This is a genomic window from Pseudomonas sp. KSR10 (genome assembly GCF_022355455.1).
Taxonomy (GTDB): Bacteria; Pseudomonadota; Gammaproteobacteria; order Pseudomonadales; family Pseudomonadaceae; genus Stutzerimonas; species Stutzerimonas stutzeri_E.
The window spans coordinates 247,004-272,775 of the sequence record NZ_JAKOEN010000011.1; the positions used below are offsets into that span (position 1 = coordinate 247,004).

23 protein-coding genes are annotated in these 25,772 nt (G+C 62.7%); 11 read left to right on the forward strand and 12 right to left on the reverse strand.

Features of this window, described 5'->3' with window-relative positions; all coding sequences use genetic code 11:
* Window positions 1–88: 88 nt before the first annotated feature.
* From MCB86_RS05000 to MCB86_RS05010, 3 genes are all read left to right on the forward strand, one after another.
* Window positions 89–1,255, forward strand: a complete 1,167-nt coding sequence (locus tag MCB86_RS05000; protein WP_239610151.1) for an iron-containing alcohol dehydrogenase — start codon at window positions 89–91, stop codon at window positions 1,253–1,255.
* A 5-nt stretch (window positions 1,256–1,260) separates the two neighbouring features.
* Window positions 1,261–2,763: a CoA-acylating methylmalonate-semialdehyde dehydrogenase gene (locus MCB86_RS05005; RefSeq protein WP_045160412.1), complete on the forward strand. Its 1,503-nt coding sequence runs from the start codon at window positions 1,261–1,263 to the stop codon at window positions 2,761–2,763.
* A gap of 119 nt (window positions 2,764–2,882) precedes the next feature.
* Window positions 2,883–3,647, forward strand: coding sequence for an IclR family transcriptional regulator (locus MCB86_RS05010; RefSeq protein WP_239610154.1), 765 nt, complete (start codon window positions 2,883–2,885; stop codon window positions 3,645–3,647).
* A gap of 585 nt (window positions 3,648–4,232) precedes the next feature.
* On the opposite strand, the gene rep is transcribed toward MCB86_RS05010, so the two are convergent.
* Window positions 4,233–6,242 carry a DNA helicase Rep gene (gene rep, locus MCB86_RS05015; RefSeq protein WP_239610156.1) on the reverse strand — a complete coding sequence of 670 codons (2,010 nt, stop codon included), beginning with the start codon at window positions 6,240–6,242 and terminating at the stop codon, window positions 4,233–4,235.
* A gap of 263 nt (window positions 6,243–6,505) precedes the next feature.
* Between rep and MCB86_RS05020 the strand changes: the two genes are divergently transcribed.
* Window positions 6,506–8,143 carry a bifunctional diguanylate cyclase/phosphodiesterase gene (locus MCB86_RS05020; protein WP_045160417.1) on the forward strand — a complete coding sequence of 546 codons (1,638 nt, stop codon included), beginning with the start codon at window positions 6,506–6,508 and terminating at the stop codon, window positions 8,141–8,143.
* A gap of 36 nt (window positions 8,144–8,179) precedes the next feature.
* Here MCB86_RS05020 and betT read toward each other — a convergent pair whose 3' ends face one another.
* The 3 genes from betT to MCB86_RS05035 all read right to left on the reverse strand — a co-directional run bounded on the left by betT (window position 8,180) and on the right by MCB86_RS05035 (window position 12,134).
* Window positions 8,180–10,147, reverse strand: a complete 1,968-nt coding sequence (gene betT / locus MCB86_RS05025; protein WP_045160418.1) for a choline BCCT transporter BetT — start codon at window positions 10,145–10,147, stop codon at window positions 8,180–8,182.
* Between the two features lie 190 nt (window positions 10,148–10,337).
* Entirely contained in the window at window positions 10,338–11,837 is a 1,500-nt protein-coding gene (locus MCB86_RS05030) for a YifB family Mg chelatase-like AAA ATPase (RefSeq protein WP_045160419.1), read from the reverse strand.
* A 33-nt stretch (window positions 11,838–11,870) separates the two neighbouring features.
* The gene (locus MCB86_RS05035; RefSeq protein WP_045160570.1) at window positions 11,871–12,134 is read right to left on the reverse strand and encodes an accessory factor UbiK family protein; all 264 of its coding nucleotides are present in this window, start codon (window positions 12,132–12,134) and stop codon (window positions 11,871–11,873) included.
* A 391-nt stretch (window positions 12,135–12,525) separates the two neighbouring features.
* Here MCB86_RS05035 and glnK point away from each other — a divergent pair, with 391 nt between their 5' ends.
* The 5 genes from glnK (at window position 12,526) to sutA (ending at window position 16,605) form a co-directional block, all read left to right on the forward strand.
* Window positions 12,526–12,864: a P-II family nitrogen regulator gene (glnK, locus tag MCB86_RS05040; RefSeq protein ID WP_003096476.1), complete on the forward strand. Its 339-nt coding sequence runs from the start codon at window positions 12,526–12,528 to the stop codon at window positions 12,862–12,864.
* A 164-nt stretch (window positions 12,865–13,028) separates the two neighbouring features.
* Entirely contained in the window at window positions 13,029–14,345 is a 1,317-nt protein-coding gene (locus MCB86_RS05045; RefSeq protein ID WP_045160420.1) for an ammonium transporter, read from the forward strand.
* Window positions 14,346–14,426: 81 nt separating this feature from the next.
* A complete protein-coding gene (locus tag MCB86_RS05050; protein ID WP_045160422.1) occupies window positions 14,427–15,680 on the forward strand; it encodes an ammonium transporter in 1,254 nt (417 codons plus the stop codon).
* Window positions 15,681–15,775: 95 nt separating this feature from the next.
* Window positions 15,776–16,201, forward strand: a complete 426-nt coding sequence (locus tag MCB86_RS05055; protein WP_239610158.1) for a secondary thiamine-phosphate synthase enzyme YjbQ — start codon at window positions 15,776–15,778, stop codon at window positions 16,199–16,201.
* A 74-nt stretch (window positions 16,202–16,275) separates the two neighbouring features.
* Window positions 16,276–16,605, forward strand: a complete 330-nt coding sequence (gene sutA, locus MCB86_RS05060; RefSeq protein ID WP_045160425.1) for a transcriptional regulator SutA — start codon at window positions 16,276–16,278, stop codon at window positions 16,603–16,605.
* Between the two features lie 77 nt (window positions 16,606–16,682).
* Here sutA and MCB86_RS05065 read toward each other — a convergent pair whose 3' ends face one another.
* From MCB86_RS05065 to MCB86_RS05090, 6 genes are all read right to left on the reverse strand, one after another.
* On the reverse strand, window positions 16,683–17,378 hold the full coding sequence (locus MCB86_RS05065) for an HAD family hydrolase (RefSeq protein ID WP_045160426.1): 696 nt from the start codon (window positions 17,376–17,378) through the stop codon (window positions 16,683–16,685).
* A complete protein-coding gene (xerC, locus tag MCB86_RS05070; RefSeq protein WP_045160428.1) occupies window positions 17,375–18,274 on the reverse strand; it encodes a tyrosine recombinase XerC in 900 nt (299 codons plus the stop codon). The genes MCB86_RS05065 and xerC overlap by 4 nt, the downstream gene beginning before the upstream one ends.
* 103 nt (window positions 18,275–18,377) lie before the next feature.
* Window positions 18,378–19,073 (reverse strand): DUF484 family protein, encoded by a 696-nt coding sequence (locus tag MCB86_RS05075; protein ID WP_239610160.1) that lies wholly within the window; start codon window positions 19,071–19,073, stop codon window positions 18,378–18,380.
* Window positions 19,070–19,900 carry a diaminopimelate epimerase gene (dapF, locus tag MCB86_RS05080; RefSeq protein ID WP_239610163.1) on the reverse strand — a complete coding sequence of 277 codons (831 nt, stop codon included), beginning with the start codon at window positions 19,898–19,900 and terminating at the stop codon, window positions 19,070–19,072. The genes MCB86_RS05075 and dapF overlap by 4 nt, the downstream gene beginning before the upstream one ends.
* 10 nt (window positions 19,901–19,910) lie before the next feature.
* A complete protein-coding gene (lysA, locus tag MCB86_RS05085) occupies window positions 19,911–21,158 on the reverse strand; it encodes a diaminopimelate decarboxylase (RefSeq protein WP_045160433.1) in 1,248 nt (415 codons plus the stop codon).
* A 12-nt stretch (window positions 21,159–21,170) separates the two neighbouring features.
* Window positions 21,171–21,311: a lipoprotein gene (locus MCB86_RS05090; RefSeq protein WP_045160435.1), complete on the reverse strand. Its 141-nt coding sequence runs from the start codon at window positions 21,309–21,311 to the stop codon at window positions 21,171–21,173.
* Window positions 21,312–21,510: 199 nt separating this feature from the next.
* Here MCB86_RS05090 and cyaY point away from each other — a divergent pair, with 199 nt between their 5' ends.
* Both cyaY and rnk read left to right on the forward strand, forming a co-directional pair.
* Window positions 21,511–21,843, forward strand: a complete 333-nt coding sequence (gene cyaY / locus MCB86_RS05095; RefSeq protein WP_045160437.1) for an iron donor protein CyaY — start codon at window positions 21,511–21,513, stop codon at window positions 21,841–21,843.
* Window positions 21,844–22,013: 170 nt separating this feature from the next.
* Complete coding sequence (rnk, locus tag MCB86_RS05100; protein WP_239610165.1) at window positions 22,014–22,421, forward strand: nucleoside diphosphate kinase regulator; 408 nt, start codon at window positions 22,014–22,016, stop codon at window positions 22,419–22,421.
* A gap of 30 nt (window positions 22,422–22,451) precedes the next feature.
* Here rnk and MCB86_RS05105 read toward each other — a convergent pair whose 3' ends face one another.
* Together MCB86_RS05105 and MCB86_RS05110 are read right to left on the reverse strand one after the other, a co-directional pair.
* The gene (locus tag MCB86_RS05105; protein WP_239610167.1) at window positions 22,452–25,283 is read right to left on the reverse strand and encodes a class I adenylate cyclase; all 2,832 of its coding nucleotides are present in this window, start codon (window positions 25,281–25,283) and stop codon (window positions 22,452–22,454) included.
* A 197-nt stretch (window positions 25,284–25,480) separates the two neighbouring features.
* Window positions 25,481–25,726: a TIGR02647 family protein gene (locus MCB86_RS05110; RefSeq protein ID WP_045160442.1), complete on the reverse strand. Its 246-nt coding sequence runs from the start codon at window positions 25,724–25,726 to the stop codon at window positions 25,481–25,483.
* Window positions 25,727–25,772 lie beyond the last annotated feature (46 nt).

The window sequence follows — 25,772 nt, forward strand, 5'->3', positions numbered from 1 at the left end:
GGTCCTGACCTTCAAGTCGCTCGCGTCTGTGCTTCGTCTGGCTGCCGTCCGGCGTCCATAGTGCCTCGAGCGCCCATCGGAGAGCCCCATGAGCCATCGCATCGTCCTGCCGCGCCTGATGGAAGTCGGCGCTGGCGCCAGCCAGCAGATCGTCTCCGTGCTGAACAACCTGGGCTGCAAACGACCGTTGATCGTCACCGACCGGATGATGGTCGAGTTGGGCTATGCCGCGCGGATCAGCGAGATTCTGAGCAAGGCCGATATCCCCAGCGACTGCTTCGCCGATACTCTGCCGGAGCCGACCGCGGCGTCGATTCGGGCAGGCGTCGAGATGGTGCGCCAGGGTGACTACGACTCGATTATCGCCCTTGGTGGCGGCAGCCCCATCGACTCGGCCAAGGCCATCGGCATCCTCGGCAAATTCGGCGGCGAGATGCGCGACTACCGTTTCCCGCGCGATGTCAGCGAAGCCGGATTGCCGCTGATCGCCATCCCCACCACCGCCGGCACCGGGTCGGAAGCCACGCGCTTTACCATCATCACCGACGAAACCAGTGACGAGAAAATGCTCTGCGCCGGCCTTGGCTTCATGCCGGTAGCCGCGCTGATCGACTACGAGCTGACGCTGTCGCTACCGCCGCGGGTGACCGCCGACACCGGCATCGACGCGCTGACCCATGCCATTGAGGCTTATGTCAGCCGCAAGGCCAGTCTCTACAGCGATGCCCAGGCACTGCAGGCCATGCGTCTGCTGGCGCCCAATCTGCGTGCCGCTTACCACGAGCCGGGCAATCGCCAGGCCCGCGAGGCGATGATGCTCGGCGCGACATTGGCCGGTATCGCCTTCTCCAACGCCTCGGTGGCGCTGGTGCATGGTATGAGCCGGCCGATTGGTGCTTTTTTTCATGTGCCGCACGGGCTGTCCAACGCCATGCTGCTGCCAGCAATCACGGCGTTCTCCATTCCCGCGGCGCCCGAACGTTATGCCGATTGCGCACGTGCCATGGGCGTGGCGGGTGAAGCCGACAGCGTCGATGCGGCCAATGACAAGCTGCTCACCGAGCTACGCGCGATCAACAAAGAACTGCAGGTACCCAGCCCCGAGCAGTTCGGCATCACCCGTGAACGCTTTTTCGAGCTGCGCGAAACCATGGCGAAGCAGGCCCTGGCCTCGGGTTCGCCCGGTAACAACCCGCGCGTGCCCAACGAAGCGGAAATCATCGACCTCTACGAAACCGTCTGGAACCAGGAGTGAGTCCCATGCAGACCCTCGGCAACCTGATCAACAACGAGGCCGTCGCTGGCCGCTCCGAACGCCACGCGACCGTCTACAACCCGGCTACCGGTGAGCCGCGCCTCTATGTGTCGCTTTCATCGGCTGACGAAACCCGTGAGGCCATTGCCGCCGCCCAGGCCGCCTTCGAAGGTTGGTCGAAGACGCCGCCGCTGGTGCGCGCCCGCGTCATGTTCCGTTTCAAGGCGTTGCTCGAGGAGCGGCGCGACGACGTGGCGCGGCTGATCTCGCTGGAGCACGGCAAGGTGTTCTCCGATGCGCAGGGTGAAGTCACTCGCGGGCTGGAAGTGGTGGAGTTCGCCTGCGGCATCCCGCATCTGCTCAAGGGCGAGTTCTCGCCCAACGTCGGGCGCGACATCGATTCCAACTCGCTGATGCAGCCGCTGGGTGTCTGTGTTGGTATTACGCCGTTCAACTTCCCGGCCATGGTGCCGCTGTGGATGCTGCCGGTGGCCATCGCCTGCGGCAATACCTTCGTCTTGAAGCCGTCGGAGAAGGACCCGAGCGCGACGATGTTGCTTGGTGAACTGCTGGCCGAAGCCGGACTGCCGGCGGGCGTGCTGAACATCGTCAACGGGGACAAGGAAGCGGTGGACGTGCTGCTCACCGACGAGCGCGTGCAGTCGGTGAGCTTCGTCGGCTCGACGCCTATCGCCGAGTACATCTACAGCACCGCGTCGGCCCACGGTAAGCGTTGCCAGGCCTTGGGCGGCGCTAAGAACCACATGGTGATCATGCCCGACGCCGATCCGCAGCAAGTGGTTGGCTCGCTGATGGGGGCCGCCTATGGCTCTGCCGGTGAGCGTTGCATGGCGATCTCGGTGGCGGTCTGTGTCGGCGACGAGGTGGCGGACAATCTGGTCGAGATGCTCAAGGGCGAGATTGCGCAGATGCGTACTGGTCCGGGCACGGGGGTTGAGCCTGAGCCGCACATGGGGCCGCTGGTCACCCGTGAGCATCAGCAGAAGGTCGTCAGCTACATCGACCTGGGCGTGGAAGAGGGCGCGACTCTGGTCTGCGATGGCCGTGAGTTGAAAGTTGATGGCTACGAGAACGGCTTCTACGTCGGCCCGAGCCTGTTCGATCGGGTGACGCCCGAAATGCGCATCTACAAAGAAGAAATCTTCGGTCCGGTCTTGGCGGTCGTACGCGTCAAATCCTTTGACGACGCGTTGAAGCTGGTCAACGACCACGAGTTCGGCAACGGCACCTCGATCTTCACCCGTGATGGGGACACCGCGCGGCAGTACGAGGAAGAGGTCAAAGTCGGCATGGTCGGCGTCAACGTGCCGATCCCGGTGCCGATGGCGTTCCACTGCTTCGGCGGCTGGAAGCGCTCGATCTTCGGCCCGCTGAACATGCATGGTCCGGACGGCGTGCGTTTCTTCACCCGGATGAAGACCGTGACTCGGCGCTGGCCGACCGGTATCCGTGCCGGCGCGGATTTTTCGATGCCGACAATGAAATAAGCCGCAGGGCCGGGACGATCACCCAGGCAACTGCCGGTGCTGGCCCCGGCTCATTTCGATTAAGCTTCTCCGCCCCCCTGGGGCGGCCGTTTTATTCATCTACCGTAACGGGCTTCGCCATGCGCAGTACCCCCCGTGAAAAAGGCTCCTCCATCACTCGCGTGCTGGAAATCATCGAAGCTGTGGCCGGCGCCGCGGAGCCGCTGACGCCCAGTGCGCTGGCGGACAAGCTGGACATTCCCAAGGCCAGCGCCCATCGCCTGGTACAGACACTGGAAAAAGAAGGCTTTCTGCAGTTCGGCTTGCGTGGCGGCCTGCTGCCGGGCGATCGGTTGCATGTCACCGCGGTGAATATCCTTGGCAGCGGCCGACACAAGGCGCTGCGTCAGGCAATCCTGCGCCAGCTGTCCGAGGAGATCGGTGAAACCTGCGGCTTGTCCGTACCTGATGGCCTGGACATGCTCTATTTCGACCGCGTACAGACCAACTGGCCGCTACAGATCAATCTGCCCATCGGTAGCCATACGCCGCTCTGGTGCACCGCCAGCGGCAAGCTCTATCTCGCTTCGCTACCTCAGGAGCAGCTGGACAAGATCCTGCCGCGCCTGCCGATCCGGCAGCTGGCACGCAATACCCTCACCGATCTCAGTGCCTTGCGCGACGACCTTGCACGGATCCGCGAAGAGGAGCTGGCCACCGATTCGGAAGAATTCATCGACGGTATGGTGGCCTGCGCCGTGCCGGTGCGCGACGGCCGCGGTGAGCTGAGTGCCTGCTTGTTCACTCATGCGCCAGTGATTCGTTGCTCGATGGAGTCGCTGCTGGCATTCGTGCCGCGCCTGCGTGCGGCGGCCAGAGAGCTGGAGGCCATTGTCAGCGGTTGAAGCGTACTGCTTGGGTTTCGTCTCTGGCAGGCCTTCGGCCTGCATGCGCCGCGAGGTCGCGGCTCCCACGAAGCGTCGCGGGTTGGTGGGAGCGCCGACCTCGGCGCGAAGCTTTTCAGGCTTCGGTAATAGAGCGGATGACGCTCTTTTCATCCACCGTGCTCCGCCTCGGTGGCCGTCACCGGGTGGACCGTCACCGGGTGGACCGCCACCCGGTGGATCGCCACCCGGTGGATCGGTGAAGCGTGATCCACCCTACAACTGCTTTGTTTCGTCCCTGGCAGGCCTTCGGCCTGCATTCGCCGCGGGGTCGCGGCCCCCATGAAGCGTCGCGGGCTGGTGGGAGCGCCGACCTCGGCGCGAAGCTTTTCAGGCTTCGGTAATAGAGCGGATGACGCTCTTTTCATCCACCGTGCTCCGCCTCGGTGGCCGTCACCGGGTGGACCGCCACCCGGTGGATCGCCACCCGGTGAATCGGTGAAGCGTGGTCCACCCTACAACTGCTCGGATTTCGTCCCTGGCAGTCCTTCGGCCTGCATTCGCCGCGGGGTCGCGGCTCCTACGAAGCATTGCGGGCTGGCCTAGTTACTTCTTCAACATCGCCCGCATCGCCGCCAATGCATCATTGCCGCGGGCCGCTTTCACTTCTACCGGCGCGTCTTCCTGGCCTTCCCACTCCAGGTCCTCCTGCGGCAGTTCGTCGAGGAAACGGCTGGGCATGCATTCGATGATTTCGCCGTACTGCTTTCGCTTGGCGGCAAAGGTCATGGCCAAGTTCTGCCGCGCGCGGGTGATGCCGACATAGGCCAGACGGCGTTCCTCTTCGATGGTATCGGCCTCGATGCTGGAGCGGTGCGGGAGGATTTCCTCCTCCATGCCGAGGATGAACACGTAAGGAAACTCCAGCCCCTTGGAGGCGTGCAACGTCATCATCTGCACGCCATCGGCGCCTTCTTCCTCTTCCTGCTGGCGTTCGAGCATGTCGCGCAGGACCAGCTTGGCGATGGCCTCCTCGATGGTCATTTCGCCTTCTTCGTCTTTCTCCAGCGTGTTCTTCAACGCATCGATCAGAAACCAGACGTTGCCCATGCGGAAGTCGGCGGCCTTGTCACTGGAGGTCTGCCCGCGCACCCAGGTCTCGTAGTCGATGTCCATGACCATGCTGCGCAGCGCGGCGATCGGGTCGTTCTGCGCGCATTGCTGGCGCAGGTTGTCCATGTAACGCTTGAAGCGCGACAAGCGATCGGTGAAACGGCTGTCGAGATGTTCGGCCAGACCCATCTCGTCGCAGGCCTGATACATCGAGATTTTGCGCGTGGTCGCGTAGTTGCCGAGCTTCTCCAGTGTGGTCGAGCCGATTTCCCGGCGCGGCACGTTGATCACGCGTAGAAAGGCGTTGTCGTCGTCCGGATTGACCAGCAGGCGGAAGTAGCTCATCAGGTCCTTCACTTCCTGACGGGCGAAGAAGCTGGTGCCGCCGGACAGCCGATAGGGAATCTGGTGGTGCTGCAGCTTCAGCTCGATCAGCTTGGCCTGGTAGTTGCCGCGATAGAGGATGGCGAAATCGCTGTAGGGCCGTTGGGTCTTCAGGTGCAGGGTGAGGATTTCCATCGCCACCCGCTCGGCCTCGGCTTCCTCGTTGCGGCAGCGGATCACGCGGATCGGATCGCCATGGCCCATTTCCGACCACAGCTGTTTCTCGAAGGCGTGCGGGTTATTGGCGATCAGGATGTTCGCGCACTTGAGGATACGGCTGGGGGGGCGGGAGTTCTGCTCGAGCATCACCACCTTGAGCGAGGGGAAGTCCTCCTTCAGCTGCATCAGATTTTCCGGCCGCGCGCCGCGCCAGGCGTAGATCGACTGGTCATCGTCGCCCACCACGGTGAAGTGCGCGCGCTCCTGCACCAGCAGTTTGACCAGCAAATACTGGCTGGCGTTGGTGTCCTGGTACTCGTCCACCAGCATGTAGCGCACCTTGTTGCGCCACTTCTCCAGCACCTCGGGGTGGTTCTGGAACAGCTTGACCGGCTGCATGATGAGGTCGTCGAAATCCACCGCGTTGTACGCCTTGAGCGTGCGCTGGTAGTGGGTGTAGACGATAGCGGCGGTCTGCTCCTTGGGGTTGCGTGCGTTTTCGAGCGCCTCTTCAGGCAGGATCAGGTCGTTCTTCCAGTTGCCGATGTAGCCCTTGATCTCGTCCACGCCGTCGTCACCGGCGTATTCCTTCTGCATGATGTCGGTCAGCAGCGCCTTGATGTCGCCCTCATCGAAGATCGAGAAGCCGGGCTTGTAACCCAACTTGGCGTATTCCTTGCGAATGATGTTCAGACCGAGGTTGTGAAAGGTCGAGACCGTCAGGCCGCGGCCTTCCCCGCCGCGCAGCAGGCTGCTGACGCGCTCCTTCATTTCACGGGCGGCCTTGTTGGTGAAGGTCACGGCGACGATGTACTGGGCGCGGATGCCGCACTGCTGGATCAGGTAGGCGATCTTGCGGGTGATCACGCTGGTCTTGCCGGAGCCGGCGCCGGCGAGCACCAGCATGGGGCCGCCGACGTAGTTCACGGCTTCCTGCTGCCGGGGGTTGAGTCGGGACATTCTCGTTCGGTCTGTTGAAGCGGGGGGCGAGAGTTTAGCAGGGCAAGCCCTGCCAGATGACGTTGACCAGGCTTCGTGCCTACCAGTCGTCGCCCGCCGTACTCAGTTTTGGACAGGAATGCTCTAGTCTATGCGCGCCGTGACCGCCTTAGGCTGTTCAGTCACCGCTCCGCTTCGCACAAGGAGGTGTGCCGTCGAGGTGGCCAACCATCCTCTTGCTCCGCACGAACCGGGGACACACCGTGACAGCGCCCATCCAACCCATGCGTCTGGTTCTGCTGGCAGACGAGCCCGAGTGGGGCGAACGTTTGCACGCCGCGCTGGTCGCGTTGCGTAGCCAACACCTGCTGCTGATCGCCGATGACTGGCCCTCCGCCGCTGCGCATCTGGCTGAAGCGGGTCACGTCTTGCTGCTCACCACGCCGCGCCGCCGTCCGGCTTCGGGCCGTTTTCCCATTCCTACCATGCTCCTGCTCGACGAAGAGCCGGACGAGGCGCCCGATGGCGTTGTCGACTGGCTGGTCGGTTCGCAGTTCAGCGCCGATGTGTTGCGCCGCAGCCTGCGTTATGCACGAGAACGGTGCGCTCTGCATGCGGCACTGCAGCGCCTGTCCGAGCAGGACCCGCTGACAGGAGTCGTGAACCGCCAGGGATTCCAGGCGTTGCTTGCGGGAGAGCTGGCGGAGCACGACGGCGGGGGGTTGGCCCTGGGACTGCTGGACCTGGACAATTTTCGCCGGGTCAACGAGGCGCTGGGGCACCAGGCCGGTGACGGGCTGATCCTGCAAGTGGTGGCGCGCTTGAAGGCGCAGCTGGAGGTTGGCGACCGGATCGCGCGGCTGGGTGGCGACGAATTCGGCCTGCTACTGGATACCGGGCGCCGCTCCGGGCGCGCCGAGCAGGTAGCCGATCGGGTGGTGGAAGCCTTGGCCGAGCCTTACTGGCTCGACGGCGAAAGCCTGATGCTCGGCTGCAGCCTCGGGCTGGCCCACGCCAAGGCCGATACCGATGCCGATCAGCTGCTATGGCTGGCGCAGGTTGCCATGCGGCAGGCCAAGGCCAAGCAAGGGTGTACCTGGTATCTCTACAACGAGCGGGTCAATCGCAGCGCCAGCAGCCTGGCGGACCTGGAAGGTGAGCTGCGCCGTGCGCTGCGCCGCGATGATCTGGAATTGCACTATCAGCCGCGGCTGTGCATGGAGACCGGCCGCATCGTCGGGCTGGAAGCGCTGGTGCGCTGGCCGCATGCCTCGCGCGGTCTGCTGGCGCCGGACGAGTTCATCCCCATGGCCGAGGAAAGCGGGCTGATCGTTCCGCTGGGCTATTGGGTCATTTCACGGGCGCTGCGCGACATGCAGAGCCTGCGTGAAAAGGGCTCCGGCGAGCTGCATATGGCGGTGAATCTGTCGTTTCGGCAATTTCAGGACAGCCAATTGCTGGTCACCCTGCAGCGACTGATCGAGGAGCGCGGTGTGGACCCGCGCTGGCTTGAATTCGAGCTCACCGAGACCGCGGTGATGCGCCGCAGCGATCAGGTCAGCGGGACCATGAGCGCGCTGGCGGAGCTGGGTGTGCGCTTCTCGCTGGACGATTTCGGCACCGGATTTTCGTCGTTCGTGCACCTGAGCCGGCTTCCTATCAGCCTGCTGAAAATCGACAAGAGCTTCGTCGATGGGGTCAGCGCCAAGGCGGACAACAGCCTGGTCCAGGCCATGATCGGTCTGGCTCATGACCTGGGGCTAGAGGTGGTGGCCGAAGGCGTGGAACGGGCCGGTCAGTTGAAACTGCTGGAGCGCTACGGCGCCAATCAGGTGCAGGGCTACCTGATCAGCAAGCCGCTGCCACTGGCGGAGCTGGAGCGCTTCCTGGATCAGGAGCATCAGGCCCAGCTCAGCGGCTGAGGCGAACGCCGGGTGCGGCACCCGGCGCCCAGCCGGCTAGCGCACCATGTGCAGGAAGTGCATGTGTTTCTCGTACTGGTCGAGGATGTCGCCGATGACGCCCTCGCGGCTCCAGCCCATCACATCGTAGTTCTGTCCGCCTTCCTTGAGGTGCACCTCGGCGCGGTAGTAGTTGCGCTCGTCCTCGTCACCTTCTTCGGAGACGACGAAGCTCGGCATCGGATAGCCGCGCGGACGGATCTGGTAGATGAAGTCGGGAGCGCCCTCGTGGGTGATCGCCAACCCGGTACGGTTGTCCTCACCGCTGGTCAGTTCTACGCTGTAGCCCTGCTGGCGCAGCTCCTCGGCCACTGCAGTACAGGCCGGGGCCGCAACTTCCCTGATGAAGCGCTCCACATCGCGGCGGCGCGGGTACTTGGTCAGGTTCTGCACGCGTCGCCGCCAACCGCCTTCCTGCGGCGCGGTGGGCGTGGTGCTGAGTGACTGATAGCGCAGGCCTTGCTTGGTGGCATCGACGCGCAACGCCTTGAGCAGCCCCCACATGGCGCAGAGCAGTACCAGGGTGAAGGGCAGCGCGCTGGCGATCGTGGCGGTCTGCAAGGCCGTCAGGCCATCGGCGAGCAGCAGCGCGATGGCCACCGCGCCCATGGAACCGGCCCAGAACACGCGCTGCCAGACGGGCGTCTGGCCTTGGCCACCGGAAGCGAGCATGTCCACCACCAGCGCACCGGAGTCCGCCGAGGTAACGAAGAACACCACGACCATGATGATCGCGATCAGCGATAGCAGCGAGGCAAAGGGGAAGTGCTCGAGAAAGGCGAACAGTGCCAATGAGCTGTCGCGCTCGATGGCTTCACCCAGACTGGTTACGTGGTCCCAGAGAATCATGTGAATCGCGGTATCGCCGAACACCGTCATCCAAAGCAACGTGAAGGCAGTCGGCACCAACAGGACGCCGGTGACGAACTCGCGAATGGTGCGGCCACGTGAGATCCGCGCGATGAACAGCCCGACAAAGGGCGACCAGGCCAGCCACCAGCCCCAGTAGAACAGCGTCCAGCCGCCTATCCAGTCGTTCGGCTCGTAGGCGTAGAGATTGAAGGTAGCGGTGACGATCTGGGAGAAGTAGTTACCGGTGTTCTGCACGAAGGTCTGCAGGATGAACACGGTGGGGCCGGCGATCAGTACCAAAAGCAGCAACAGGACCGCCAACGTCAGGTTCAACTCGGACAGCCGGCGTACGCCCTTGTCCAGCCCGGTGACCACGGAAATGGTCGCCAGCAACGTGGTGCCTGCGATCAGTGCGATCTGTACCGGTATCGATACCGGCAGCCCATAAAGATGGTTCAAGCCGGTGTTGATCTGGGTGACCCCAAGACCCAGAGAGGTGGCGACGCCGAGTACGGTGCCAATGATGGCGAAGATATCCACCGCGTGGCCGATCGGGCCATGAATACGTTCACCGATCAGCGGGTACAGGGCCGAGCGCAGGGTCAGCGGCAACCCTTGCCGATAGCTGAAATAGGCCAGGATCATCGCGACGATGGCGTAGATAGCCCAGGCGTGCAGTCCCCAGTGGAAGAAGGTGATTTTCATCGCTTCGCGTGCGGCGTCTACGGTGCCGCCTTCGCCGACCGGGGGGGATAGAAAGTGCATCACCGGCTCGGCGACGCCGAAGAACATCAGACCGATACCCATGCCCGCCGAGAACAGCATCGAGAACCAGGTGAGGTAGCTATAGTCCGGCTCGCTGTGATCGGGGCCGAGCTTGATCTCTCCGTACCGGCTGAGGGCCAGCAACACGACCATCAGCAGAATGATCGCCACGGCAAGAATGTACAGCCAACTGACATTGGCGATGATCCAGGCCTGGACATCGCTGAAGACGCGCTGAGCATGCTCCGGGGCGGCGACGCTGTAGATCACCAGCATCAGGATCAGAACGGCAGAGCCGTAGAAAACGGGGGGGTTGAGGGTAGGGGAAGAAGACTTGTTGGCCTCCATGCTGCGCTCCTTTGATAACCGATTAGGGAGTGGCCGCCTGTGGCGAAGAGGACGCAATCTAACATATCGGTCAGCTTTCGACCGGACACGCAGGTCGTCCACTGCCTCGCTTCGCTGGTTGGGCCGCCTGGAAATCCGGTTTGCAATTGAATTACCGATTCCAATCGATCGCCGTTGGAGGGGGCGTAACTCAGCCGCCCTGGCTGCCGGGTCTGTACTGCAGGGCTTCGGCCAGGTGCGCACGGCCGATGGCCGTGTGCTGCTGCAGGTCTGCCAGGGTCCGCGCGACTTTCAGGATCCGGTGCGCGGCGCGCAGCGAAAGTCCGAGTCGCTCGCAGGCGCGTTCCAGCCATTGCTGGTCCTCGGCTTGCAATTGGCAATGGCTGCGCAGACCGCTGAGGTCGAGAAATGCATTGGCGCAGCCTTGGCGCTGCAACTGGATGCGTCGCGCTTCGGCGACCTGGGCCGCGACCTGTGCAGTGGTTTCGCTGCCGGCCAGTGGCGCGTTCAGTGCCGTGGCTTCGCGTGCCACGGTGAGGTGCAGGTCGATACGATCGAGCAACGGCCCGGACAGCTTGCCGCGGTAGCGCTGAATCTGATCGGGTGAACAGCGGCAGCGCCCGCTCGGGTCTCCCAGGTAGCCGCAGGGGCAGGGATTCATCGCCGCGACCAGTTGAAAGCGAGCCGGGAATCGCACCTTGTCCCGTGCCCGGGCAATAACGATGCAGCCTGATTCCAGTGGCTCGCGGAGCACCTCCAGGACTTTGCGATCGAATTCCGGCAGCTCATCGAGAAACAACACGCCCTGGTGCGCCAAGGTGATTTCGCCCGGCCGCGGTCGGCTACCACCGCCAACCAGAGCCGGTCCCGATGCACTGTGATGGGGCTGACGGAAAGGCCGCTGCGGCCAATGCTCGAGCGGTGACTGGCTGGCGACCGAATGAATCGCCGCGACTTCCAACGCCTCCTGCTCTTCCAGAGGCGGTAGCAGGCCCGGAAGACGGCTGGCGAGGAGCGTCTTGCCGGTGCCCGGCGGCCCGGAAAACAAAAGGTTGTGCGCGCCCGCCGCAGCGACCAGCAGGCCGCGCTTGGCAGCAACTTGGCCTTGCACCTCGGCCAGGTCGGGATAGGGCAACAGTTGACGCAGCAAACCTTGGGCTTCGAACGGCGCAAGAGGCGCGACGCCATTGAAATGCGCTGCGACCTCGAGCAAATGATCGGCGGCGTAGACCACCAGGCCAGAGGCCAGGCTGGCTTCCTCGGCATTGGCGCGTGGTACCAGCAGAGCACGTCCGGCTTTGCGTGCGGCTAGTGCGGCGGGCAGAACGCCCTGAACCGGGCGTAGCGCTCCAGACAGTGCCAGCTCGCCCAGGCATTCGAGGCTATCGAGGCGGTCCGGGGGAATCTGACCGCTCGCCGCGAGAATACCCAGGGCGATGGCCAGATCGAAGCGGCCACCGTCTTTCGGCAAGTCCGCCGGGGCGAGATTGAGGGTTATACGGCGGGCAGGAAAGTCAAAGTCGGAGGTCAGAATCGCGCTGCGCACACGATCCTTGCTTTCCTTGACGGCGGTCTCCGGCAGCCCGACCAGCGCCAGCGAGGGCAAGCCGTTGGCCAGGTGGGCTTCCACGGTGACGCTGGGCGCCTCGACGCCCACCTGGGCGCGGCTATGAACAATGGCAAGGGACATTCGATCACTCCTTTGATCGTGTCGCCACCGGGTTTATTCGGAGGCGGGGGGCACCAGTCTTTCTTCCAGCTCGGCGACCTTGGCCTCGAGCGCTTCGAGCCGCGCCCGTGTGCGGGCCAGGACGACCATCTGGCTGTCGAACTCGTCACGACTGACGACATCCAGCTTACTCAGCGCGCCCTGCACGATCCCTTTCAGCTGGGCTTCGATTTCCGGGCGGGGTAGTGGCGTTTCGCCGTTGAACAGGCGCGAAGCCTGGGAGCCGATGGCGTCGAGAAAAGCTTTGGGTGGAAACATGAGCATCACCTGTTTCTGAGCGGCGGGCAGTGTAACACGGGCCGTCCGCGGTCATTTTTTACCAGCATGCACGATTATGGGCAGACGCCTGCGTCGTTGTGCGCGGTATTGGTGCGCGGTTGCGCTGGTTCGCTACAGGCACCACGGCATCCCGGCGTCGCGGAACGCACCAGACCGCGCTTTCCAGCAAACTGGCACCGATTCTGCTTGGAGGGCCATGACGATGCACCAGAGCGTTGCGGTGCGCAGGCGATTCGGGACGTTTCGTCGGATCGGTTGATGGTGTCGGGAGTCGCTCGGCCACGCCGGCGCGTTACAAGAGCCAGACACTGAGCTTAGACTTGAGCCGGGTTCGTACTTCTGGGGCAAGTCCACCTAACGGGAGAGTTTCATGAAACTAGTCACTGCCATCATCAAGCCGTTCAAGCTGGACGACGTACGCGAGTCGCTGTCCGAGATCGGTGTTCAAGGCATCACAGTCACCGAGGTCAAGGGTTTCGGGCGCCAGAAAGGCCATACCGAGCTGTATCGCGGTGCCGAGTACGTGGTCGATTTTCTGCCGAAAGTGAAGATCGACGTGGCGATTGCCGACGATCAGCTCGATCGGGTGATCGAAGCCATCACCAAGGCGGCCAATACCGGCAAGATCGGTGACGGCAAGATTTTCGTCGTCAATTTGGAACAGGCCATCCGCATCCGGACAGGCGAAACCGATACCGACGCGATCTGATCGGCTTCGTCGCGTAGGGAGCGATTGACCGGGCGGAGACGCCCGAGTTCGCCGAAATCAGCCAAGCCAACCGAGTCTGATTTCTCGCTGCCACGCACGATCTCGATCGTTTTGCGATTGCCTGCCTAGCAGGCCTACGAACCCCACGCCCCAGGAGTAAAACCATGACTCTGCGAAAATTCGCAGGGCTAGGAGCCCTTTTGTCTCTGATCAGCCCCGGCATCGCCATGGCGCAGGAGGCAACGCTTGATTCAGGTGACACGGCATGGATGCTCACAGCCACTGCGCTGGTGCTGTTCATGACGATTCCAGGCCTGGCACTGTTCTACGGCGGCATGGTCCGTTCCAAGAACATTCTGTCGGTCATGATGCAGTGCTTCGCCATCACTGGCCTGATGAGCATCCTCTGGATGGTCTACGGTTACAGCCTGGCCTTCGACACGGCTGGCATGGAAGCGGGGGTCACCAATCTCAATTCCTTCGTTGGCGGTCTGGGGCGTGTCTTCCTCAGCGGGCTGACGCCGGACAGCCTCACCGGTACCGTGCCGGAGAGCGTGTTCATCACCTTCCAGATGACCTTCGCCATCATCACTCCGGCGCTTATCGTCGGTGCCTTCGCCGAACGTATGAAGTTCTCCGCGATGCTGGTGTTCATGGGTGTCTGGTTCACCCTGGTCTATGCGCCCATCGCGCATATGGTTTGGGGTGGCGACGGCGGCCTGATGTGGGATTGGGGGGTGCTCGACTTCGCCGGCGGCACCGTGGTGCACATCAATGCCGGTATCGCAGGCTTGGTGGCGTGCATCGTGCTCGGCAAGCGCAAGGGCTTCCCCACCACGCCGATGGCGCCGCATAACCTGGGCCTGACCCTTGTTGGTGCAGCGATGCTGTGGGTCGGTTGGTTCGGCTTCAACGCCGGGTCCTCACTGGCCTCCAACGGCACCGCCGGCATGGCCATGCTGGTTACCCAGATCGCGACGGCTGCCGCGGCACTGGCCTGGATGTTCGCCGAGTGGCTGACTCACGGCAAACCCAGCGCGCTGGGCATCGCTTCGGGCGTGGTTGCCGGTCTGGTTGCCGTTACCCCGGCTGCCGGCACCGTGGGCCCGATGGGTGCGCTGATCATCGGTCTGGCCTCTGGCGCCATCTGCTTCTTCTGTGCCACCAGTCTGAAACGCAAGCTCGGTTACGACGACTCCCTGGACGCCTTTGGCGTGCATGGCGTCGGCGGCATCGTCGGTGCGTTGTTGACGGGTGTGTTCGCGGCTCCGGCGCTGGGCGGCTTCGGTGAAGTGGACAACATCGCGCTGCAGCTGTGGATCCAGTTCAAGGGTGTGCTGTTCACCGTCGTGTACACCGCCATCGTCACCTTCGTGATTCTCAAGGTGATCGATGTGGTGATGGGGCTGCGGGTCAGCGAAGAAGAGGAAACCATCGGCCTCGACCTCAGCCTGCACAACGAGCGTGGCTACAACCTGTAAGCACACGGAGTGCGCCCGGAGCCAACCCGGGCGCCTTTAACCGAACAGCGTCGTGAGGCGCTCGGCAAAAGGTGATAACAAATGGATAGCACAGCACTGATACCCGTTCAGTACGGACTCGATACCTTCTACTTCCTTATCTGCGGCGCGCTGGTGATGTGGATGGCGGCCGGTTTTTCCATGCTCGAAGCCGGTCTGGTCCGGGCGAAGAACACCGCCGAGATACTCACCAAGAACATCGTGCTCTACGCCGTGGCGTCGATCATGTATCTGCTGATCGGCTACTACATCATGTATTCCAGTCCGGACGGCGGCATTCTGCCGAGCCTGGGCTTTCTGATCGGCGATGAGAACGCGGTAGACGTGGTCGCCGCCGGCGGCGAAGACGCGCCTTACTACTCGACGCGCGCGGACTTCTTCTTCCAGGTGGTATTCGCTGCGACCTGCATGTCGGTCGTTTCTGGTGCGGTGGCCGAGCGGATGAAGCTCTGGGCTTTCATCGCCTTTGCAGTGGTGATGACCGGCATCATCTACCCGGTGCAGGGTTTCTGGAAATGGGGCGGTGGTTTCCTCGACGCGGCTGGTTTCCTCGATTTCGCCGGTTCCGGTCTGGTGCACATGGCCGGCGCTTCCGCTGCTCTGGCTGGCGTGCTGCTGTTGGGGCCGCGCAAGGGCAAATACGGCCCGAACGGTCAGATCAACGCGATCCCCGGCGCCAACCTGCCGCTGGCGACCCTCGGTGCGTTCATCCTGTGGATGGGGTGGTTCGGCTTCAACGGCGGTTCGCAACTGAAGATGAGCACCATCGAAGACGCCAACGCGGTCGCTCAGGTGTTCACCAATACCAATATGGCGGCTGCCGGTGGCCTGGTTGCGGCACTGATCACAGCGCGCCTGCTGTTCGGCAAGTCCGATCTGACCATGATCCTCAACGGTGCACTGGCCGGTCTGGTCGCCATCACCGCCGAGCCGCTGACCCCGAGCGCGCTGCAGTCCGTGTTGATCGGTGGTGTGGGCGGCGTACTGGTAGTGTTCAGCATCCTTGGCCTGGACAAGCTCAAGCTTGATGACCCTGTCGGTGCTATATCGGTGCATGGTGTTGTCGGCATGTGGGGCTTGCTGGCCGTACCGCTGACCAATGCGGACGCCTCGTTCGGAGCGCAGCTGCTGGGTCTGGTGTCGATCTTTGCCTGGGTGTTCATCGCCAGCCTGATCGTCTGGGGCATCATCAAAGCCGTGTTCGGCCTGCGTGTCAGCGAAGAGGAGGAATACGAGGGTGTTGATGTGGTCGAGTGCGGCCTCGAAGCCTACCCGGAGTTCACCAGTAAACGTTGACCTGCAATCTAATGACGAGGGCGCCTATGGCGCCCTTTGTTTTTTCTGGCGCCGCGCTAGAATGCGCCCGTTCAGGTGATCGCAGAGGCTCCGGCATGTGGCAACAGACGATGATCACGCTGCGCCCGAAATCGCGCGGTTTTCACCTGGTTACCGACGAGCTGCTTGCACAACTGCCGGAACTGCAACAATGCCCGGTCGGTCTGTTACACCTGTGGCTGCGTCATACATCGGCCTCGCTGACCATCAACGAGAACGCCGACGGCGCGGTTCGGCGCGACTTCGAGCGGTTCTTCAACCGCCTGGTGCCGCAGGGTCAGGATGGTTACGAACATGATTACGAGGGGCCGGACGATCTGCCGGCACACTTCAAGGCGAGCCTGCTCGGTTGCCAGGTGAGTTTGCCGGTCAGTGAGGGGCGATTGGCATTGGGGACTTGGCAGGGTATCTATCTGGGCGAGCACCGTGATCAGGGCGGCGCCAGGCAGATCCTTGCAACGCTGTACGGAATGGCAAGTTGAATTTTTTTTGGCGATGGCGAACAAATCACATCGCTGGGCTATAACTTCCGCTTTGGCAAGGTACGAGGTTGAACATGAGCGACGAAGAATTAGAACAAGACCTGGACGTTAACGACGAGGAAGATGACGAGGAGCTGGCTGCTGCCGACGACGGCGACGATCTCGCTGATGAAGAGGGGACCGACAGCGAGCGCGCCACTCCAACGACCAAGAAGGCCAAGGCCAAGGCTGTCGTCGTCGACGAGCTGCCAAGTCTGGAGGCCAAGCAGCGCGAACGCGATGAGCTGGCGCGCGCCATGGAGGAATTTTTGGCGCGGGGAGGACGTGTGCAGGAAGTCGAACCCAATGTAGTCGCCGATCCGCCGAAAAAGCCGGACAGCAAATACGGCAGTCGGCCTATTTGAATCGCCGCCCATGAAAAAGCCCGCGCTATTGCGGGCTTTTTTGTGAATCAGGATGTCGCGTTTTGATCGCGCTGCGCTCAGTGCCAGCGGTCGAGCAATGGCGGCAATTCGGACAGGCTGCCGATTTCAGCGTCGGGTCTGCCGGCGTGTTGCCACTCAACTCCGCCGGGGTTGAACCAGATCGCACGCATGCCGGCGCGCTGGGCGCCGCCGATATCGTCGCTGGGATGGTCGCCGATATGCACCGCGTGGGTGGCCTCCACGCCGCCCCGCTTGAGCGCTTCGCGGAACGGATGTGGGTCGGGCTTGCCGACCCCGAGCTCCTCGGCGCAGAGGGCGAAGCGGAAGTAGTCGGCCAGCCCCAGCCGGCTGACGTCGGCGTTACCGTTGGTCAGCACGCCGAGCATGTAGCGATTGGCGAGCAGCTCCAGTGTGGGGTGCACCTCGGGAAATAACTCGACAGCGTGTCTCGCCTCGAGAAAGACCCGGAAACCCGCTTCGGCCAGCTCTTTGGCTTCGCCCGGCGGGTAGCCGGCCTGCTCCAGTGCGTTGAACAGTATCTGCCGGCGCAGCTCGCTGAGGCGATGCTTGAGCATAGGGTCGGCTTGCAGCAGCCGCTCACGGATGGCCCACAGCGCTTCAGTGGTGAAGTCGCCCAGGCGTGGCGCATTGCGTCCTAGCCAATCGCGCAGGGTCGCTTCGGCGCCGCGCATGACGGGCGCGACATCCCAAAGCGTGTCGTCGAGGTCGAAGGTGATCAGCTGAATACTCATGGCTCGCTGTCCTGTTTGCGGCGCGCTCGCGGGTGCGCCTGATCATAGACCTTGGCCAGATGCTGAAAGTCCAGGTGGGTATAGATTTGCGTGGTGCCGATGTCGGCATGACCGAGCAACTCCTGCACCGAGCGCAAGTCTTGGGAGGATTCCAGCATGTGGCTGGCGAAGCTGTGCCTGAGCATGTGCGGGTGAAGATGCTGGCCGAGCTCTCGCACGCCGGCTTGGCGTACCCGCAGCTGTACCGCGCGAGCCCCGAGGCGCCGACCATGCTGGCTGACGAAGACCGCGCCATCGGCTGGATTGCTCAGCGTCCTCAGTGGTAACCAGGCCTGCAGCGCTTCACGGGCCTTGCGACCGATGGGTAGCACACGCTCCTTGTTGCCTTTGCCATGAACCTGAACCAGACCGGCCGGCAGATCGAGCTGATCGAGGTTGAGACCGACCAGCTCGGCCAGACGCAGACCGGACGAATAGAACAGTTCGAGCATGGCCTGATCGCGATGGCCGATGAAATCGTCCTCAATCCCGCCGTCGAGCAGCTGCATCGCTCTATCGGTATCGAGCAGGCGCGGCAGACGCTTCTCGCCCTTGGGCGCGGAGATACCGGCCGCCGGATCATGGGCGCAGCGCTTTTCCTCGTTGAGATAGCGATAAAGGCCCCGCAACGACGACAGCAGACGTGCCAGGCTGCGGCCGGATTGACCTTGGCGATGCTGTTCGGCGATAAGCTGGCGAACCTGAGGACTTTTCAGTTCGGCCCATCGCTCGAGGTGCTGCTTGTGGCAGAAGTTCATCACCTTGATTAGATCGCGCCGGTAACCATCGAGGGTGTGAGGCGACATCTGCCGCTCGCTGCGCAGGTGTTCGAAATAGGCGTCGAGATCGTTCTGCATCAGGGCTCACTTCGATAAGAGGCAGCCATCAGCTGGAAGCTGAACGTAGAAGCCGGACGAAGTGCTCGTGGTTCGTGCATTGGCTTCCAGCGTCCAGCGGCGTCTAACGTACCGAGCGCAGCGGTGCTGAGTAGTGCGGCAGGACGCGCGTCAGCACCTCGGCGATATAGCCGAGAAACAGCGTGCCCAGCGAACTCTTGTAATGCTGCGGGTCCTGGCTGCCGATCGCCAGGATGCCTTGCTGCTGGTTGAGCGCAACCACCGCGGCCGAGCCGATGCCGCTGCTTTCTTCTTCGCCAAACAAAAACGCCAGCTCATGCGGGCGCAGTACACCGCAGACGGTTTTGCCGGTGCCGAGCAGGCCGCCAATGGCCTGCTGCGCGTCGGCGGCGGTCACGCTGCGGCCAACCGGCAACGGCGAATCGCTGAACAAGATCAGGCTGACATAGGGCACCTGGAACTCATGCCGAAGGCTTTCATCCACCGCGCCGATGATTTCTTCCAGGCTGTTGGCGTCCAGCAGGTCGAGGACCAGCCGGCGCGTTTTGTCGAACAGCCTGTCGTTGTCGCGAGCCACATCCATCAGCTGCGACAGGCGATGGCGCATTTCGATGTTGCGTTCACGTAGCAGCTTCACCTGCCGCTCGACCAGCGACACGGCGCCGCCGGGCAGGTGGGGGATGCGCAGCTCGGGAATCAACTCGTCGTGATCGACAAAGAATTCCGGATGGGCGCGCAGATAGGCCACGACGGTTTCGGCGTCCGGCAGGTGCGGCTTATCCTGGTTTTGCTCGGTCATAGGCGAACTTGTCCTTCGAAAACGCGAACGGCGGGACCGGTCATCATAACCGGCTGCCCTGGTCCTGCCCATTCGATGGACAAACGGCCACCCGGTAGATCGAGTTGTACGGGTGAGTCCATCCAGCCCTGGCGAATCGCAGCGACCGCTGCGGCGCACGCGCCGGTGCCGCAGGCTTGGGTTTCGCCAGCGCCACGTTCCCAAACCCGCAGTTTCGCGTGCTGGCGGTCAACCACCTGCAGAAAACCGGCATTGACTCGCTGCGGGAAGCGCGGGTGGTGCTCGATCTTCGGCCCCAGTTCATGCACCGGCGCGGTGGTGACGTCATCCACCCGCAACACGGCGTGTGGGTTGCCCATGGACAGCGCGGCGATCTCTAACTGCTGGCCGTCGACATTCAACGGATAGCTCAGGGCTTCGCCATCAGCCAGGAACGGAATATCGGCCGGCACCAGACGTGGAGGGCCCATGTCGACACTGATCTGCCCGTCGGGGCGGATGTCCAACTCGATGATCCCGCCTTTGGTCTCGACGCGAATCTGCCGCTTCATGGTCAGACGCTTGTCGAGCACGAAGCGTGCGAAGCAGCGCGCACCGTTGCCGCATTGCTCCACTTCGGAACCGTCCGAGTTGAAGATGCGGTAGCGGAAATCAACATCGGGATCGTGCGGCGGCTCGACCAGCAACAGCTGATCGAAGCCCACGCCGGTATGCCGATCGCCCCATTGCTTGGCGTGTTTCGGCTGGATATGCGCGTGCTGGCTGATCAGGTCGATGACCATGAAATCATTACCCAGGCCGTGCATCTTGGTAAAACGCAAAAGCATCGTCGTGGCCTCAGGCAGGCAGCAGGCTTTCGCCGGCGTATAGCTCCTGCACGCTCTCGCGGCGGCGCACTTCGTAGACTTCGTCGCCATCCACCAGCACTTCGGCGGCTCGGCCGCGGGTGTTGTAGTTGGAACTCATGACAAAACCGTAGGCACCAGCCGAACGAACCGCCAGTAGGTCGCCTTCGGCCAGGACCAGTGGGCGTTCCTTGGCGAGAAAATCACCGGTTTCGCAGATCGGGCCAACGATGTCGTAGTGACGCGCATCACCCTCGCGTGGCTGCACGGGCACCACGTCCATCCAGGCCTGATACAGCGCCGGGCGGATCAGATCGTTCATCGCCGCATCGACGATGGCGAAGTCCTTGTGTTCGGTGTGCTTGAGGTACTCCACACGCGTCAGCAGCAGACCGGCGTTGGCCACGATCGAGCGACCGGGTTCGAACACCAGCGCCAGGTCGCGCCCGTCGATGCGCTTGCGCACCGCCTGTATGTAATCGCCGGCCAGCGGCGGTTGCTCTTCGCGATAGCGCACACCGAGCCCGCCACCCAGATCCAGGTGCTGAATGCGGATGCCCCGCACGGCCAGACGATCGATGAGTGCCAGCAAGCGGTCTAGCGCGTCGAGAAACGGTGGCAGCGTGGTGAGCTGCGAGCCGATGTGGCAATCGACGCCGATCACGTCAATGTTGCTCAACGCGTGAGCGCGGCCGTAGACCGCGTCGGCGTCTGCAATGGCGATGCCGAACTTGTTTTCCTTGAGGCCGGTGGAGATATACGGATGGGTGCCGGCATCCACATCGGGATTGACCCGTAGCGACACCGGCGCCATTACACCGAGCTCGGCAGCGACCTGCTGCAGACGTTCGAGCTCGTCGGTGGATTCTACGTTGAAACAGTGCACGCCGACTTCCAGCGCGCGCCGCATGTCATCACGGGTCTTGCCGACGCCGGAAAACACGATGCGCTCAGGCTGCCCGCCTGCTGCCAGCACGCGCTCCAATTCACCGCGCGACACGATATCGAAACCGGCACCGAGGCGAGCCAGTACGTTGAGCACGCCTAGATTCGAGTTAGCCTTGACCGCGAAGCAGACCAGGTGCGGCATGCCTTGCAGCGCGTCGGAATAGGCGCGGTACTGGGCCTCGATATGGGCGCGCGAATAGACGTAGGTAGGGGTGCCGAAGCGCTGCGCGAGAGCGGGCAGCGCCACGCCCTCCGCGAAGAGTTGACCGTCGCGGTACGAGAAGGCCTCCATGGAATGCCTCCTTTACAGTTCGAAACGGTCTTTGGAACGTTCGTTGGCGGTTGCTTCGTCGTCCGGATGATACAGCGGGCCTTTCTGGCCGCAGCCGCTAAGTGCGGAAGCGAGAACCGCGAGTGCAATAAGTGGAAGCAGTAGACGCTTCATTGGGGGCAATCCTTGAAAATCGATGGGCCGGAGTATACCCAGCACCTACCGGATTGCCTATGTGGCCGCGCTCGTCGGCAGCCACATCGGGCGACCGCTCCGACAGCCGCTCGCTAGACGCGGCGGTGGCCTGCTAAGCTCGTCGGCATCGTCGGCGGCCCTGTCCCGCCGTACAAAACCGCACCGAGGAAAACGATTCATGAGTCTGAGCGAAGCCCGCTTTCACGATCTTGTCGATGCCGCGCAGGAAGAAATCGAGGATGTGTTCGATCACAGCGGCATGGATGTCGATCTGGACAATTCCGGTGGCGTTCTCACCGTGCGTTTCGAAAACGGCACGCAGTTGATCTTCAGCCGTCAGCCGCCGTTGCGTCAACTGTGGGTGGCCGCGCGTTCGGGCGGCTTCCACTTCGACTACGACGAAGCCGCGTCGTTGTGGATCTGTGACACCAACGACGAGCGACTCGGTGAACTATTGGCCCGGGTTACGCAGGAGCAGGGGGGCGAGGCGCTCGAATTCGAAGACTTGTGATGCGAGACGCTGCCTGAGCCGGGTCGCCGTACCTGGGCCGTGATTTTTCCGGCACCCTTGCTTATTTAATGAGCTGTGATAGGGTCGAGTGCAGGTTAAAAAACCCCGCCTTCGGGCGGGGTTTTGCTTTTTTACCCACCGACGTTTTTTACAGGAGCTCACCCGGAACCATGGCCAGTGCACCGCCCATTATCATCACTCAACCTGATTTGCAGCGGCTCGAGCGGCTGCTCGACAGCCTGGCTGACTACGGTGCGGCCGCCGAGGCGCTCGAAGAAGAGTTGTCGCGTGCCCAGGTGGTCGAGCGTAGCGAGCTGCCTGCTGGCGTGGTGTCGATGAACTCGCGCGTCCATTGCCGCGAGGAGGGGAGCGGCAAGGACTACCATCTTACGTTGGTCTTCCCGCAGGATGCCGGGAAGGAGGGCACCGTATCGGTATTGGCGCCGGTAGGTACCGCCCTGCTGGGCATGAGTGTCGGCCAGCACATCGATTGGCCGACCCCTGGCGGCAAGGTGCTCAAACTCACGTTGCTGGCGGTCGAGTACCAACCTGAAGCGGCCGGCGACGTTGGTCTGTAACGAGCGTTTTAGTCCTCGCGTCGCGTCCGTTCAGACCGACCCCAGTGCCTGATTGAGCGCTGCTTCGAGATGCGCTTTGTAGCGCAGATGCTGCACGGTCTGGGTTCTCCCCCCACCGTGCAGACCGGACAGATCCAGGTCGGTGATGTAGCAGGGATAACGTTCGCCACCGCTCCGTTGGGCGAGGATGTAGCGAGCTACCGCGGCGAAGAGCCCGGCGCCATATTCCAGGCTGGAAAACTCCTGATGGTTGCAATACAGCGCTACCTGCGAGCGGCCCTTTTCGCTGGGTTCGATGATCGCTTGGATGTCGTAGAGCGGATCGCTGGCTTCCTCGCGCGGTGCCGCTCGGCGCTCGACAGCCAAGGGGCGATCCGGCGAAGCCTGTTGTAGCCGGTAGAAGAGGATGTCCATGGCCGCCAGACGGCTTTCTTCGAACGGCAGCTGAGTGGTGCGGCGGTAGCTCACCGACTGAAGGAAGCGCAGCAATGGCGTCAGCAGGGTCTGCTCGTCGCGATACGGCACCTGCTGACGCCACAGGGCATTGAATTCGTCCAACACCGTCAGCTCCGCCATCGCTCCCTGGATGCGATAGAACACCTGTAGGCATTGCGCTCTGGCCTGGGCCAGGATCAGCGCCAGGTCCTGGCCTTCCAAGGCATGTCGATCCACGCGCAGCGGGCGAGCGCGCTGGTGTGCCTCGCCCAAATGTTCGACCAGGGCCTGCAGGTCGCTCAGCTTCGTGTGATGGACGTTGCCTGCAGTCAGGTCGAGCACGTGAAAATGCTGGCGTACCTGCAGCAGGTAGCGGCCGTCGCTCGCTTCGTCGAGGCCGCTCTGAGCGTCGCTGAAGAGCGTTTCCACCCGCCGTGCGATGGCCAGGCCGGAGTGGCGACAGAAGCAGCGCACCTGCAGAGCGGGGCGAACACCGCGCGCGGGCAGTTCGTCAAGGTAATCGCGCAGGCAATCGGGCAGTGCCGAAGCGCCCTCGTAGCGACTGACGATCAGCTCGTTCCAGCTATTCAGGGTGAGGCGATCGATGCTCAGGACAAGATTTTCCCGCGCTGCGCCATAGCCGAACGGATCGTTGCGCTCGTCGGGCGAGAGCGGGTGCTCAGGGCTGAACGGGTCGAGTCCGATATTCACCAGCAGCAGCACCTGGGTCGGTACCGCCGCCGTCAACAGTGCATCCTCGGCTACGGCAGGGGGCGGCATGGGAAAGGCCTGACGCAGATCGGTCAGCAAGGAGAACAGCTCGGCTTCGCTCAATCCGCTATCGCCCGGGTGTAGCGCGACGTGGGTGGCGCTATCGACTATGCCGTTGCGATGACACCACCCGAGCAGCGGTATCAGATCACGCGAGCGCTTCAGCGGCGAGTGGTTCGTGACTTCCCGGGCGTTCAGATTGCCCTCATAGAGCGCCCAAGAGATATCGGAGGCCGCGTCGTAGCCCTGCACCAGCGTCAAGCTGTGCTCGGCCATGTCAGGCGAGATGCCCAGATTGATCGCTTCGATCTTGCCCGCCTTGCGCTCGATGGCTGCATGCAGGCGCCGGCCGAGCACGCCGAAATCACGCCCGTTGATGCTGCTGGTGATCTGCAGGCGTCGGGCGAATTCGCTGAGGAAGCGATAGCCATAAGTCAGCTCGTTGACCAGCGCTCGGCGCTCCTGATCAACCTGTCGGGTTTTCCACTGGCTGCGACGATCGAGCAGGGCGAACTGTCGCTCGTCCCAGCCCCAGTCGCGGGTGAGGCGTTCAAGCAGGTGTCGCTTCCAGCTCTTGCGGCGACCGATTGGCGGATTGCTCAGGGGCTTGTTGACCTTCAAATACAGGCAACGCCGTAACAGGGCCATGCGTTCCATGTCGCCGCGTTCGACCAGATAGGCTTCGATCCGGCGGTACGCGACGATATAGGGATCGAGGTCGTCCAGTTCCAGGCGGTTGGCGTAAACCGCCTGTTTGAAATCAAGGCTCAGGCATCGCACCTGAGGATGCTCGCTGGCGTAGACCTCGACCAGCAGCAACTTGAACAGTGACTTGTAGGGCGATTCGATGGCCTTGTACAGCTGCCAGAGGCCCGCACCTAGGTATTCGCCCGGCGGGATATTGCCGAGGCTGCCGAGATCCAGCACCTCGTCGCTGCGCACGAAGCGTTTATCTAGCAGGGTGCGGACGTAATCCTGGTAACGATGCTCTTCGTAATCCGGCACCAGCCACCAAAGCGGTGTGCGGCCACCGAGCCAGATGGCGGTGCGGTAGAACTCGTCGAGTAGCAGGTAGTGTTGGGTGGTGCCGCAGTCATCGGAGGTCAGTTTCGCTTCGCGCGCACCCTGGGTGAAACGCACCGGGTCGACCAGAAAGAAATGCGCCTCGCTACCTTGGGTCGCGGCCCAGGCCTGCAACTGCTCGCACTTTCGCTGCAGCTCATCGAGCCGAGGTGCAGGCAGCTCTGGATCATGGCAGACCCAGACATCCAGATCGCTTTGCTCGCCCTGGGCAACGGTACCCAGGCTGCCCATAAGGAACAGGCCGAGGATCGGCTGCGGTGGTTTGCCGCGCAGGGGCTTGTAGGCGAACGAGCGGCTCAGGCGCTGAGCTTCGGCGAGGGTTTCGGCGTCCGGTTCGAAGCCGGCCAGTCCAGCTGGCGTGGTTCCCGACACATACCCCGGGAGAATCGGGTGATTGACATGAAACAGCAGCGGCAACAATTTGAGCACCGCTTGCTGACGTGGCGACATCGCCAGCCGGGTACGCTCCAGGCGTCCGGCATTCACTGACAGAAAGCGGTCGCGCAGGACGCCGAGTACCTTGCGGTCGATACCCTCTTCGAGAACGGGGCGGATTTCCTGGTGGCGGGTCATTCAGATTGTTCGTGAAAGCGATTGGGATCCGCCTGTTGAGCGAGGCAGAAAGGGCGGAAAAATAACATGGCTGAAGGCCGGAGGAAAAACGCAAGGCAGGAAGAGGAAGAACAGCAACAATCGCTGCCGGCCGACAGAACGGTTGCGCTATGGCGCAATTCAGTCGGCGCGGTGCTCTCGCGAAGAACCGAACGAATTCAGGCCGGGACGGTTTCCGAAAGGATCGTCAGCAGCGCTTGCGCGTGCTCGGCTGCGTCACGGCCGAGGCTGGTCAGATAGCCGCCGTCGGGTTGAGTGGTCAGGCCTTTGGTATGCAGCCGGCGAGCAGCGGCGATCGCTGCCTGATCGGCGTCTTGATGGACTTTCAGACCTTCGAGTGTGTTGTCGAGGTTGAACAGGCTAAGGATTTCCAGCTCGGCTACCAGTTCGGGGGTATAGGACATGACTGTTCCTTCGGGTGGTGGGCCTTGGCCCGGTTTGCGAAGTGTA

Coding starts and splice junctions, on each gene's coding strand:
- MCB86_RS05000 (WP_239610151.1), top strand. CDS start 89: ATGAGCCATCGCATCGTCCTGCCGCGCCTGATGGAAGTCGGCGCTGGC.
- MCB86_RS05005 (WP_045160412.1), top strand. CDS start 1,261: ATGCAGACCCTCGGCAACCTGATCAACAACGAGGCCGTCGCTGGCCGC.
- MCB86_RS05010 (WP_239610154.1), top strand. CDS start 2,883: ATGCGCAGTACCCCCCGTGAAAAAGGCTCCTCCATCACTCGCGTGCTG.
- rep (WP_239610156.1), bottom strand. CDS start 6,242: ATGTCCCGACTCAACCCCCGGCAGCAGGAAGCCGTGAACTACGTCGGC.
- MCB86_RS05020 (WP_045160417.1), top strand. CDS start 6,506: ATGCGTCTGGTTCTGCTGGCAGACGAGCCCGAGTGGGGCGAACGTTTG.
- betT (WP_045160418.1), bottom strand. CDS start 10,147: ATGGAGGCCAACAAGTCTTCTTCCCCTACCCTCAACCCCCCCGTTTTC.
- MCB86_RS05030 (WP_045160419.1), bottom strand. CDS start 11,837: ATGTCCCTTGCCATTGTTCATAGCCGCGCCCAGGTGGGCGTCGAGGCG.
- MCB86_RS05035 (WP_045160570.1), bottom strand. CDS start 12,134: ATGTTTCCACCCAAAGCTTTTCTCGACGCCATCGGCTCCCAGGCTTCG.
- glnK (WP_003096476.1), top strand. CDS start 12,526: ATGAAACTAGTCACTGCCATCATCAAGCCGTTCAAGCTGGACGACGTA.
- MCB86_RS05045 (WP_045160420.1), top strand. CDS start 13,029: ATGACTCTGCGAAAATTCGCAGGGCTAGGAGCCCTTTTGTCTCTGATC.
- MCB86_RS05050 (WP_045160422.1), top strand. CDS start 14,427: ATGGATAGCACAGCACTGATACCCGTTCAGTACGGACTCGATACCTTC.
- MCB86_RS05055 (WP_239610158.1), top strand. CDS start 15,776: ATGTGGCAACAGACGATGATCACGCTGCGCCCGAAATCGCGCGGTTTT.
- sutA (WP_045160425.1), top strand. CDS start 16,276: ATGAGCGACGAAGAATTAGAACAAGACCTGGACGTTAACGACGAGGAA.
- MCB86_RS05065 (WP_045160426.1), bottom strand. CDS start 17,378: ATGAGTATTCAGCTGATCACCTTCGACCTCGACGACACGCTTTGGGAT.
- xerC (WP_045160428.1), bottom strand. CDS start 18,274: ATGCAGAACGATCTCGACGCCTATTTCGAACACCTGCGCAGCGAGCGG.
- MCB86_RS05075 (WP_239610160.1), bottom strand. CDS start 19,073: ATGACCGAGCAAAACCAGGATAAGCCGCACCTGCCGGACGCCGAAACC.
- dapF (WP_239610163.1), bottom strand. CDS start 19,900: ATGCTTTTGCGTTTTACCAAGATGCACGGCCTGGGTAATGATTTCATG.
- lysA (WP_045160433.1), bottom strand. CDS start 21,158: ATGGAGGCCTTCTCGTACCGCGACGGTCAACTCTTCGCGGAGGGCGTG.
- MCB86_RS05090 (WP_045160435.1), bottom strand. CDS start 21,311: ATGAAGCGTCTACTGCTTCCACTTATTGCACTCGCGGTTCTCGCTTCC.
- cyaY (WP_045160437.1), top strand. CDS start 21,511: ATGAGTCTGAGCGAAGCCCGCTTTCACGATCTTGTCGATGCCGCGCAG.
- rnk (WP_239610165.1), top strand. CDS start 22,014: ATGGCCAGTGCACCGCCCATTATCATCACTCAACCTGATTTGCAGCGG.
- MCB86_RS05105 (WP_239610167.1), bottom strand. CDS start 25,283: ATGACCCGCCACCAGGAAATCCGCCCCGTTCTCGAAGAGGGTATCGAC.
- MCB86_RS05110 (WP_045160442.1), bottom strand. CDS start 25,726: ATGTCCTATACCCCCGAACTGGTAGCCGAGCTGGAAATCCTTAGCCTG.